The 10,422-nt window shown below is 60.9% G+C and carries 7 protein-coding genes; all 7 read right to left on the reverse strand.

What is annotated here, in order from left to right; genetic code table 11:
* Positions 1-346: 346 nt before the first annotated feature.
* The gene (locus FJY68_11875; protein MBM3332524.1) at positions 347-829 is read right to left on the reverse strand and encodes a type II toxin-antitoxin system VapC family toxin; all 483 of its coding nucleotides are present in this window, start codon (positions 827-829) and stop codon (positions 347-349) included.
* Between the two features lie 424 nt (positions 830-1,253).
* A complete protein-coding gene (locus FJY68_11880) occupies positions 1,254-2,519 on the reverse strand; it encodes a YncE family protein (protein ID MBM3332525.1) in 1,266 nt (421 codons plus the stop codon).
* A 414-nt stretch (positions 2,520-2,933) separates the two neighbouring features.
* On the reverse strand, positions 2,934-4,397 hold the full coding sequence (locus tag FJY68_11885; GenBank protein MBM3332526.1) for an energy transducer TonB: 1,464 nt from the start codon (positions 4,395-4,397) through the stop codon (positions 2,934-2,936).
* Between the two features lie 450 nt (positions 4,398-4,847).
* Entirely contained in the window at positions 4,848-5,300 is a 453-nt protein-coding gene (locus FJY68_11890; protein MBM3332527.1) for an HIT family protein, read from the reverse strand.
* 491 nt (positions 5,301-5,791) lie between these two features.
* A complete protein-coding gene (locus tag FJY68_11895) occupies positions 5,792-7,900 on the reverse strand; it encodes a hypothetical protein (GenBank protein ID MBM3332528.1) in 2,109 nt (702 codons plus the stop codon).
* A 45-nt stretch (positions 7,901-7,945) separates the two neighbouring features.
* Positions 7,946-9,187: a hypothetical protein gene (locus FJY68_11900; GenBank protein ID MBM3332529.1), complete on the reverse strand. Its 1,242-nt coding sequence runs from the start codon at positions 9,185-9,187 to the stop codon at positions 7,946-7,948.
* On the reverse strand, positions 9,168-10,094 hold the full coding sequence (locus FJY68_11905) for a hypothetical protein (GenBank protein MBM3332530.1): 927 nt from the start codon (positions 10,092-10,094) through the stop codon (positions 9,168-9,170). Before FJY68_11905 ends, FJY68_11900 begins: the two co-directional genes overlap by 20 nt.
* Between the last annotated feature and the right edge of the window lie 328 nt (positions 10,095-10,422).

A 10,422-nucleotide genomic window follows, 5' to 3' on the forward strand; every position in this document is an offset into this window, starting at 1 on the left:
CCTGCCTGGGCCGCATAGCATAGGGCGGACTCGCGTCAATCGCAGACAGTCGCGAACGACAATACCCTATGACCATCTCCAGAGGGTTTCTGGACAAGCTCGGTGTCCCTCTTCACCCTCGAAAGTCGGGGAGTCGGATTCGGACCGGGCTGGGCTGGAGCGTCAGTCTCTGGGTCGCGACGCGTCTCGGGCCGCGGGTGCAGCGAGTGATGCGATTTCCCTTCGGACCTCCGCTGCCCGCTTATCTTTGTGCTGCAGCCACTCTTCACCGGAGAGGCCGAGACGTTTGCGCTCCGCTTCCGACTCCCGGCGGATCTTATGCAACCAGTCCATCCAATCCAAACCGTCAATCTTCATATTCAAGCACCTCCTCCGGTGTCTTGATGCGCAGTACGCCGTAGCCCTCGCGCAGGTTCACAGCGCCGATTCCTCGCTCGGCTCGCTCATTGGCGATGTGCCGCAGGTTCAGGGATACGAGTACATCTGCCTTCCCGGCGGTGGCGTAGGCAACATGACGGGCATCATCATAACAGTCCTCTGGGATGACGCCGCTTTCGATGTACGCCTTCGCGAGCCTCTCGACCTCCTCTTTTCCGGCGTCGATCGTCCCCACGCTCTCAAGCAGGACGAGGAGCCTCTGCCTGAGCGGCTCGGGGGAACGGTCGACCTCGTCAAGGGTGACTGACGATGTTACGGCATTGAGGATACCGAGGCGAACCTGGTCTAGCAGGGTAGTTACGGCCTCACGCCGGAGCAGGTTACGAGGCTCGTCGTCGAGGCAGAAGCCGAAGATCGACGTCTCCAGATACAGCAACGGCCGATGGGGCATTGGGTCAGGATACCCGGACGTGGCTGAGTGTCAACTGACATCCGCCGTCCGGACAACTGCGCACCGCTGCCTTCCTAACTGCTAACTCGCTGCCGCTTGAGCTTGCGCTTGCGCTTGGGCTAGCTTGAAGCTCGCGGCTGGCGGCTGCGACGGAGTCACACTTCGCTGACGCGCTTCGGATTGAGTTAAGTATCGTGTCCCCGTTTCTCCCCCGGCGAGTTTCATCCCAACGGGGTGACAGGTGCACGTGCGACGACCAGAGGAAGTCGCGTACGCCGCCTTGAGGGGCGGAAGCCCCTAAGGTGCGGGGCTTGGGGTGAAACTGGCTTGCGGCTTGAAGCTGGCGGCTGTGACGGTATCACACTACCTTGCCGCGGTTCGGACTGGAACTTGGAGAATGTCCTGTCTTTTCGCCTCGTGCGGACTACCGGCCAAAGACGATCACGTTGTCTTCGTGCAGGCCGCACAAATACACACGTGACCCGTCAGGCGTGGCCGCCATGTAGCACGCCCCGCTGAAGTAGCCGGTTGACCAGACGACTTCTCTCGTTTCAGTCGAGATGACGCCGATCTTCCCGCTGTCGTGCGCAGCATAGTATATGTAGTTGCCACCGGGAAGCGTCATTACGACACACGGGCGACCGTTGATCGGGATAGAAGCGACGACCGAGTCACTCCTAGTGCTAACGATGTCGACGTAGTCCTGCGTCCCGCCGTAGCACGCAACGTAGAAGTAGGCTCCGTCCGGAGTCATGCAGATTCCCTCCGGCCCGTCATGGACTGTGACATACCCGATGACCGTGTTGTCGGAGGTCCGGATCTTCGCCAGCCGGTCCGAACCCGAACAGCTCACATAGATGTGAGTCTCTTCCTTGTTCAGGGCAAGGCACCACGGCGCGGCGGCTACCGGCACCGTGGCGACGACCTCGTTGTCGTCGGTGCGGATGACCGATACAACGTTACCGGCATGATTGGACACATACACGTACTCGCTGTTGGACAGGGCTTCGCAGTGGACCGGGTCCTCGGATACCGGAATGGTAGCGACGACTGTGTTGTCGGACAGCCTGATAACGCTGACATTGCGGTCACTGATGTTCGGTACGTAGGCGTACTCGCCGTTCGGGAGAATACAGACATCGTAGGCTCCGCCGCCGACCGTGACCGAGCCGACGAGGGAGTTGTCGGAAGTCCGGTAGACCTTGACGAGCCTTTGCCCGCGACAGGCAACGTACAGGTACCGGCCGTCCGGCGTCACGTCGATGCCGACCGGGCCGGATCCTGACCCGGTGCTGATGGTAGCGATGACCGAGTCCGGATAGCCCGACTGCCGTGACCCGATGAGGATGAGGTGGTATGGCGACCACTCCGACTGCCTGCCGAGGACGTTCTCGGCCCGGACGCGCACCTGGTAGACCCCGGCTGCCCGCCAGGCATGGGACAGGGTTACCGGCATCCCGCTCGGCGCGTACCCGCTCCACTCCATCTGCCCGCGCACTCCCCAGTCAAACTGGTACCTTAGCGGCAGATTCTGCCGGTCGTAGGTCTTCGCTGTAAAAGCGTACGATTCTCCCACGTCGCCGGCGCGGGGGCCGGACGGCGCATCTGGCGTCTCGGGTGGCGCGATACCGCAGCCCGAAACGAGGACGGCGCTGCAGAGCACAGCAATCAGGCTCAGGCGTTCAAGCATTGCTACCTCCTCGAATGCTTCAGTCTATAACTCAGTTCGTGACTGTCAACAGTCTACAGCGCAAATGTCGTCAAGTCAGGTCAACCGGCTGGAAGGAGTCCGCTGGCCTATGCTAGCTGGACCGAGCTTGCGTTCGGGCTGTCGTGATGTTCGTGCTTGAGTTTGTGCTTGCGCTAGCTCGACGCTTGCGGCGAGTTTCACCCCAACGGGGTGACAGGTGCACGTGCGACGACCAAAGGAAGTCGCGTACACCGCCTTGAGGGGCGGAAGCCCCTAAGGTGCGGGGCTTGGGGTGAAACTGGCTTGGGGCTTGAAGTCCGCGGGCTGCGCCCGCGTCAATCTGCATTGCCTCGTGGGAACTTCCCGAAGTAGGGTGACTGGCGCTGGTTCACTGTTGCCGAATAGGTGACGTCCCTATTTCCCCTGTTCGATGAGGTCCAGGTAATCCACTGCGAACAGGTAGAGGATCTTTCCCCCGGAACGGTCGTCGCCACGCAGATGCATCTTGGGATTTGCGCCCTTCAACACCGCCGAGAGAACGTGTGTGCCGGGTCCGAAGGTATGGATGCCCAGGTCCATCGGCCCGGAGACGATCGCCCTGTCGGCGTAGAAGTCAATAGGCTTGCCGACCTTCTTGCCGTCGATCAACAACTGGACGATACCGTAGTCGTGCGACTTGCAGAACTGCGCGGTCACGCGGTATCGCCCGGGCGTGACGGGCAGGTGCAAGTCCAACCGGTCGCCGGGGTGCGCGCCCCACCACCATGACTGGCGGCCGCCGCTCCATTGGCCGCCGAACGTATAGGGTTGAACCTCGTATGTCCCGGCGGTGATGTTCTTCAGCTTCAAGTTCTCACCCTCGAAACGAGTGACGCCTTTGGGCAACTCAGGCGCCGGAGGAGGGGGCACAGGCGGCCGGGGTCTTCCCTGCGGCCTCGGTCCGACGATCCGGACCTCGCCGGTGCGGGTGATGAGGCCGGTCCTGGGGTTCACCACGCGGGCCATGAGCTTCATGCCGCCATCCATGTGCGTGAACGTGCCCGCTACTATTCCCGAGAGCCGGAAGACTCTGACCAGGTTGCGGCGGGCGGCCGTGTCCATCACTGCAGCCCGCGTCGGTGCGGCTACGCCGAGCAACTGCGCGACCGCCTCGCGCTCGACCACCCGGCACCGGCCCGATCCGGCGAGCTGCATCTCCAGGACCTCGGCGATGTAGACTCCGGTGTCGCCAACCGAGCCGGAGAGCTGCTCGAAAGGCGTTACCGCCAGCCGAGGCAGCGATTCGCCATGGCTGCCGTCAACCAGCTTCCGGGCCAGGTCCGCAAGCGCGGAATCGAGTCCGGGAGCCTGGACCGGCGGCGGTGGGAAAGGAGGCAGGACTTCGCCGTCGTCGCGAACGAAGATCCCCTTGGGTGCTGGCCGATCGGTCTTCTTGCCATCATCGAGCCTGAAGCGGAAGGGCAGGCTGACCCAGACCCGCACCGGCACGCCACGCTGCATTCCCGGCCGGAACTTCGCTTCCCTGGCCGCGGCCGCCGCGGCCAGGTCGAGGTCGGCGTTGCCCGACGGCATCAGCACCCGCACATCGGCGACCAAGCCGTTCGTGTCAATCAGCGCCTCGACTACGGTCCGCCCTTCGATGCCTGCCTTTCGCGCCCGCTCCGGATACTCGGCCTCAGGGATGGAGATCGGCTGTGGCTTGACCTCGAGCTTCCAGAGTGGCATGGTGGCGCCAGAGTCATCGCCCAGCCACAGGGGCACGCCGTCTACTTCGGACGGTGAGTCGTCAAGGTAATCCAGAGCCTCGGATGCAAGCGACGGCTGGCTAAGAAAGAGCAGACAGACGGCGACCGACGCGAGCATAGACAGACTCCTCACAGAACCTCCTTTGGGAGACGGCGGACATCCGCAGAAACGCTACCGCGGTCGAACACGCGATCCATCAAGCTCCCTGCTATCATATGCCCGCCGTTTGGAAGGTCATTCCTCACCGTGTTCCAGGACTCTCGGGCGGAGATGTCAAACCGGCGGGGGAGAGCTCGCGGTTTGGGGCCAACGGGCTACGCCCGCGCCAATCTGCAATGCCTCGTGGGAGCTTCCCGAACTGGGGTGCCTGCCCTTGGTCACTCTGGGGCTCGCCGTTTCTGGTGGCTGTGGCAGGGCCCATTTGTGAGAATGGCTAGTGGCGCACCTTCATCACCGTATGTCGCGGCCTGGTATCCTCGAAGAGGAGCGTGGTGCTATCGGAGATGGAGACCCCGGCCGGGGGATGATGGAATATGGTGTCCGAGGACAAGGCGTCGACTGTCAGCCGCGGGCCGCCAGCCACTAGCTGCCGGCGGGTGAGTACGGTTGGTGAAGGCGGTTCCTGATCGTCTCGGCGACACGGTCTAGGTCTGGGCGGGCGGCTTTGTGGCCGTAGCCGGGCGGCAAGACCAGGCCGAAACCGTCACCGCGGAAGCGCGGGATGACATGCAGGTGCACATGCGGCACCTCCTGGCCGGCCTGCTCTCCGTCAGCAAGGAAGAGGTTGACGGCCTCGCACTTCAGCCCGGATCTACGGAGGGCTGCTGCCAGTTGCTGTGCGACGCGGAACATCTGCGCGCCGTCTGCATTGTCGAGGTCTGCCAGGTAGACCGCATGACGGATGGGGATGACGAGCAAGTGCCCGATGTTCACCGGCCGCAGGTCCATGAAGGCCACGACCCGATCGTCGCGAAACACGAATGACGCCGCGGCCTCACCGGCGATGATATGGCAGAAACCGCATGGGCGATCCATCCCGGTTTCCACCGCGTCCGGAAGGCCCGCGCCGGAGGAGTCAGGCAATTCGGTCATGGCTGGATTCTAAGACTTCGGGCGGGGGTGTCAAATCGGCGGGGGGAAGGATCGAGTGGTCCAGTGCTCCAGTGCTGCAGTGGTCGAGTGGCCGAAGCGGTCAGCCGTGAACCGTCAGCCGGCTTGAGCTTGCGGCGAGTTTCACCCCAACGGGGTGACAGGTGCACGTGCGACGACCAAAGGGAGTCGCGTACACCGCCTTGAGGGGCGGAAGCCCCTAAGGTGCGGGGCTTGGGGTGAAACTGGCTTGGGGCTTGAGGCTAGCGGGCAACGCCCGCGCAAATCTGCAGTGCCTCGTGGGAGCTTCCCGAAATGGGGTGACTGCGCCTGGCTCCACAGCATCTTGACGCGCTTCGGATTGAATCATATTAGGTGTCCCCAAATCCCCACGCAGATGGTGGCTGTCCCCCTCCTGATCTTCCCCATTTTGGCCCCTACGGGTTCAGCAGAATCCAGGCCAGTCCCAAAATGGAAGCTAGCGCTGCGATACCGCCAAGGACGCTCCATGTCCGCTTCATGCCAAGCGGGATCGCAAGTGCACCAAAGCAGCCAACTACCAGAGCGCTCACGGCGGCAAGCTTGCTGAGCCCGTGTAGACCGCCCCAACGCATTCGCGTAGCGATGTCCAGGAGTACCGCCCAGAGCACAACGCAGCCCATCCACCTGAGCGCTGACTTCAGCTTGCGCAGCTTGATTTGCGATGTCTCGATTCTGCGCCGCGCCTCTGAAAGCTCACTCGTCTCGGTGATGAGCTTTCCCTCCAAATCCCGCGCGCGGACTTGCTGTCTCTCAATGTCATTCTTGCTCTTCTGACTGATCTCGTCCACCTTGCTGTTGAGCGAGCTGAGTTCGCCCCTCATGGAGGCCACATCGCTGCTGAGCTGGGCGTTCTCATCCTGCAGCTTCGTCACCAGTTCAGCCAGCTTGTTCTCAATACGCTCTTCAGCTCTGAGCGGGTCTACCTCCATGCCCACTGTGACTACGAACTGCTTGTCCGTGATGAGCGACAAGGCCAACTGCGGCGTCATGCTCTTGTACCTAGCAGCCCGTGTAAGCACTTCGCTATAGGCCTTTGACAGAGAGAAGGTCGCCGTGAGCGAGCGAACGAACGGCTGGGTGACGAGCAAATGAAATGATCTCTCGTACTCGTCGGATCCATCTGTCCGCGTCAAGAGGGGGCGGTTTATCTGGACCCACTCATTGCTCGTAACGCAGAAGGGGAGCATGTTGATTCGCCCCTCTTGTTCACGCGCACGTCTATCGTACGCAGGCAATTTGCTGTCGTTGGTCAGGAACCACGCGCCAGCATCCGATGCGTGATAGCGGGGCGTTCCGCGTGCCCGTAGCACGAGGATTCTGTGGAATGCGTCATGTTCTACGACCTGTTCACTAATGTCATCCCGGCAGAACGAACGGAGGATGTCTTCCTGTTCACGGAGTTCCTGCGACGTCTCGATATCCTGACGGTGTTCATCTGAGATCTCTATGGCGAGGCTGGACAGGAACCTGCTCGCGTGTGACCTCTCCATGGCGAAGTCCTGTATTGACACTCCCTTTTCAGCAAGTTCCCGCCAGTAGACTGAGATGAAATCGTCTTCTTCCAAAGAGCCAATTGCCACTTTCGCGAGTTCGCGCGGGATCTGGCCCCGCCCCTCCAGTTCTCTTGCTTTGGCCTTGAGAGAGGATTGGAATTCGTCCAGCGACCTCGAGGTCACTATCAGGGAGCAACCGAGCTTCTTCGAGATGGAGAGCATTGCGTGAGACGATGCGAGCAGGTGCGGCCCATCCAGACCCGCTAGGCAGTAGAGCACATTGACGTCGATGTAGAGCCTGATCCCGTGCGTGACGGCCCTTAGGAGTCTGGAGCACTTCTCATCTACTTGGAGCAGGTGCCAGAAAAAACTGCTGTTCGCCAGTCCGCCGACGTATGCTCTTCGTTTGGCGTCAGCACTTCTCAGAAACGCGGGGATCTCGAGACGGACGACGGCGTCGAGGAACTCCTCGTACTTTGGCAGCGTGGCGAGAATGTCGCCTTCCACGCTGGTGAGCCAGCGCCTTGTCTTGGCTTCTTCCGGGTACAGCAACTCCACACATTGTATTCCATGCCGGAGCAGCATTTGGGCCATGAACGCCTTGAGGGCGTGCTCGATTAGGTTGAGGTTTTCCGTGATGCTGGGGTAGTCGTTGTACTTCGCCCGCAGTTCTTCCTTCCACGAGGACAGAACCGATGATTCATCTTCGGTGACCTTCAACAGGTCACGTGAGAGCTTGTCATCAGTTCCGGGGGTGAGCTGTATCACCGCTGGATCAGCGATATGCGGCTTGTCGAACTTCAGGAGCTCCTTTGCGGCCAGTCTTCGCGCTGCAGCCTCGATTTCGGTCTCTTCATAGTCAAGCAAGAAGAGCTTCTTGATCGTGACTCTGATGTCTCGGGGTGTCACCACTAGTTGACCTTGAGGTGCCAAGGCCTGGAGGACAATGTAGTCTGTCGCCTCATGGCCGCACTCATCTGAGAACTTCGGATCAAACAGCGCGAGACGCAACAGGGCATCCGGTGGAATTGGCGCACTGCCTTTGTGGGTGTTCACCTAGCGTCCCTTCCTTCTGCGTGGCTTGTCGGCGACGGCAACAGGTTCGGTCCTTGCCGCCCTAAGTGAGTCAGCCCGCTTCCTTAGCGCGAGTATCTTCTCGACCTTGGTCGTGCTGGTTCGGCGTCGGGAACGGCGGATGTCTGGTATCTCGTCGCGGACGAGACCGGAGACTGCGAGGCGGGATTCGGTCACGACTTCAGCCAGTTCTCCAATGAGCTCGGCGGTGCGTCTGCTCTTGCCATCCCGCTCGACATCGCCAAGCACAAGAATGCAGAATCTGCCGGGCTTGAGCACACGCTCCATTTCCTTGAGGCATTCCGTCATCTGCGGGATGTACACCTCGTCTCTGGCTGTGAGCGAGCGGTCCAGCGCCTTCCAGTCTTTTGACCCCAGGAACCACAATCTGAGTCGATTGTCGCGTGCGTAGTCAAGCGCCCCGAAATAGGGAGGGCTAGAAAGCACCAGGTCTACTGATTCATCGGGTAGCGACAGGTGCATTGAGTTCTCACAGAGCACGCGATAGTCGGATTCACCCCATGGTCTGGTAATCAGGGTTCGGCGGAAAGCCCGGCGCACCTTGGCCACCAGCCGAGGACGAACTGGCCGGTAGGCGTACATCGAGGCATATTCGTCGCGGGGATACTTCTTAACACGGAGATAGGGAGTCAGGTGACTTGCTGGGTATGACAGGAATCCGGGGCGCACATGGTGCAGTATGCCCATGAGGCAAGCAAGCAGGAAGTGTTCCTTGCGATCGGTGAGTACCTCAAACGTGGCGGCTGTCTCACGGAGTGTGTCCGGATGGAAGAATGCGCGAATGTAGTCGGGAAAGTCTGACGGGCGGAGTTCCTTGGCGCGGGTTTCGGCCGCGTCCATCGCAGCAGTTGCACGCGCAAGGGCCTCGATTTCGGACCTTGGCACTGCAAGCTTGCCCAGCGTCAAGTGGTAGGCATACGGACTGAGGTCGTTTGCGAGGGTGCGCCGGCCGTGAAGCAGGGCTTCCAGAGGAACGACTCCGGAGCCGCAGAACGGGTCGAGCACCCAGTCACCTTCTTGCGAGTAGAGCCGCAGTAGAGCCTGGACCATACCGGACTTGAGCTTCCCAACGTAGGGTGAGAGTTGCTGGAGTGTACTCTCCTTGCCGTTGAACGAACCGCGCCAAAGCCGCGGGTCCAGGTGCTTAGGTACGACGTCGAGGAAAAGCTGCTGTTGGGTCACATCAAGAGCTAGGCCCGTCATGCAGACGTGGGGCGTCACGGAAGATGTGCTCACCGCGCGTAATCTTGATGTCCTTCTGCTCAAGTGCGGTTTCGCCCTGGTAGACTATCACTCGGCGCATGGGCACAGATCTGTATTCTGTCGAGTCTTTGCGGTAGACCTCGATGCCAACACGCTTCACATGGACGTCCCAGACGGCTTCCTTCAGTCCGAACATGTCCAGCAGGGCCTTGATGAACCTGACTTCATCTAGGCGAGCGAGGCGCGGTCGCGGCTCGTCAGCGGTGGGGATGCCGCGAGGAAGCAAGAAGACGCAGGGCGGAGGGATCTTCCCTATTCCATTTCCGGGCATCTTTGGGCACGGCCTGATGCTAGTGCCGCAAAACCGGTCCCACACGACGTAGGCATCTACCGTCTTGCCGTTCGCCACTATCTCGGCGCTCAGTCGGGTGAATAGGTTCGCCGAAGCGCCGTAGTCAGGCTGATTGACTATCGCGCCATCGAGATGGCCCCAGATGATGTACTCGTTGGCCCAGTTGGGCCGGTCACCAATGTTGAAGCTGTTACCCTCGCCGCCTTTGCTTTCGACTGCGACGTGCCAGTCTCCGCGACCCTTTGGAAGCACTAGACTGTAGTCGCAGCGACCGCGACCACCGATGGGCTGCCAGTCCTTCAGCAGTCCAGCTTCCTTCATACGGGCTAGGATCGCGTTCGTGAACTGCGCGCGTGGGGTCGTGGTGGCCGCGAAGGTCCCGCGAATGCTCTCTATCGCAGAGCGGAACACCATGCTACCGTGATAGTCGGCTGGGACGATGCCTTCAGCGCGCAGAATGTCTGGGTGGCTCTTGTCCAGATTGGCAAGCAGGGCCTTGGTCGGCTCAATCTGAACCATCAACTGATCGGGATGCTTGCACGCTAGAATTGGCATGTTGTCTCCTGCGGGAGAATGGCGAGGTTATCCCCGTAGTAGAGCAGATTGGGTTGATTCCCGTCTGACATCAGGGGTCAGAATAGTGCGACTACGCCGGTAGTCAAGCATAGGATCGCAGCCGTTGCCCGGCTCGGGGTCAAGTGCCGATTTGTCTGCAAATAGGTGGCTTCGTGTTTTGGTGTGTTCATGCGACTGGCGCGGTCGGAAGCGGCTGGCTGAGCGCGTCCCACAACGCCAGTTCCTTCATGTCCAGATACGTGGGTTGAGCAGCCCACTCACCCGCTTCTTCCTGAGCCAACGCCGTGATCAGACGCAGACAGGCTGC

The sequence above is a fragment of the candidate division WOR-3 bacterium genome (genome assembly GCA_016867815.1).
GTDB lineage: Bacteria > Hydrothermota > Tepidihabitantia > Tepidihabitantales > Tepidihabitantaceae > UBA2258.

What these genes read in the sequence shown, in the direction of transcription:
- FJY68_11890 (MBM3332527.1), bottom strand. Translation starts at nt 5,300, where the DNA reads ATGGATCGCCCATGCGGTTTCTGCCATATCATCGCCGGTGAGGCCGCG.
- FJY68_11875 (MBM3332524.1), bottom strand. Translation starts at nt 829, where the DNA reads ATGCCCCATCGGCCGTTGCTGTATCTGGAGACGTCGATCTTCGGCTTC.
- FJY68_11900 (MBM3332529.1), bottom strand. Translation starts at nt 9,187, where the DNA reads ATGACGGGCCTAGCTCTTGATGTGACCCAACAGCAGCTTTTCCTCGAC.
- FJY68_11905 (MBM3332530.1), bottom strand. Translation starts at nt 10,094, where the DNA reads ATGCCAATTCTAGCGTGCAAGCATCCCGATCAGTTGATGGTTCAGATT.
- FJY68_11880 (MBM3332525.1), bottom strand. Translation starts at nt 2,519, where the DNA reads ATGCTTGAACGCCTGAGCCTGATTGCTGTGCTCTGCAGCGCCGTCCTC.